This is a genomic window from Micromonospora andamanensis (assembly GCF_016863495.1).
Taxonomy (GTDB): Bacteria; Actinomycetota; Actinomycetes; order Mycobacteriales; family Micromonosporaceae; genus Micromonospora; species Micromonospora andamanensis.
On the sequence record NZ_BOOZ01000129.1, the window covers coordinates 1 to 595 of the forward strand.

Annotated in this window: 1 protein-coding gene; it reads right to left on the reverse strand. The window is 64.5% G+C overall.

Going from position 1 to position 595, the window contains the following annotated elements; all coding sequences use genetic code 11:
* Positions 1–459 (reverse strand): maleylpyruvate isomerase family mycothiol-dependent enzyme (locus Van01_RS32785; RefSeq protein WP_204015850.1); only part of this gene is annotated, 459 nt, incomplete at its 3' end.
* Between the last annotated feature and the right edge of the window lie 136 nt (positions 460–595).

Consider the following 595-nt stretch of genomic DNA (forward strand, 5'->3'; position numbering starts at 1 on the left):
AAGTCGCACGCCGGCGATTAACTCCTTGGCCCCGCCGAACGCCGCCGGGGTGCGGGTCTGCAGACGCAGAGACCGGGTGACGGCGTCCGGCAGGTACGGGTGCGCGATGCCCAAGGGGCGACGGATGTCCTCGCCGTGGACGACCTCCTCGACAAGGCGGCTGTCGAGAGAGCCTGGTGGGGCTGACCTTCGGGACGCCACCTGCCGAAGTCGCGTCAATGTCTCCTGAGGCGAGGAACCACGCTCACGCCGCACCCCTTCTGCGTTCTGGCGGTCGAAATCAAAACGCGCCCGGATAAGGCTGGCCACGAAACTCAGGCGTGTCGTGCGAGCCGAGTTGACCAGATGGGCGACCACGTCGTGCACGCTCCACCCCTCGCACAGCGATGGCCTGTCCCACTGGTCTTTATCGTGGTGCGACAGATCGTCAATCAGGGCTGCGCGCTCCACATGCACCATCGACCAGAGATCATCCCTCACAGATCCCCCCAGGCTGGATAACGGTTCTGCCGGAGTGATTGCCCGGCCGAATGACAACAAGGTATCGCTCCGCTCGCCGCCGAAACGGAGATGACTGCTTGCCGTAACCACTGAG